Source organism: Oleiphilus sp. HI0128, assembly GCF_001635365.1.
In genome coordinates this window covers 1-350 of record NZ_LWGG01000611.1, presented here as the reverse complement: position 1 = coordinate 350, position 350 = coordinate 1, and the positions used below count along the sequence as shown (strand labels likewise).

Annotated in this window: 1 protein-coding gene; it reads right to left on the bottom strand. The window is 44.3% G+C overall.

Going from position 1 to position 350, the window contains the following annotated elements; genetic code table 11:
* A partial coding sequence (locus tag A3763_RS07600) for a putative PEP-binding protein (protein ID WP_304440801.1) occupies positions 1 to 350 on the bottom strand: 350 nt, incomplete at both ends.

The window sequence follows — 350 nt, the reverse complement described above, 5'->3', positions numbered from 1 at the left end:
CAATAGATATAAAGTCAATTCGCTTTGATAGGTGTGGCAGGGCCATCATTGCTGCTGGCACCTCTACCATTATACCCACGCTTGGCTTTGCAACTTTAAGCCCCATTGCAAGTAGCTGAGCCACTGCTTGGTCAAGCAACTCTCTGAACGCATCCACTTCTTCTACACGGCTAACCATCGGCAACATAATTTTCATATTGCCAATCCCAAGGTTTGCACGAAGTAACGCTCGAATCTGAGCCAGAAAAATACTACTATTATCAAGTGTAAAACGTATACCACGCCAACCCAGATAAGGGTTATCTTCCTCAAAGCTGAAGTACGGCAAAGCTTTATCACCACCTATATCA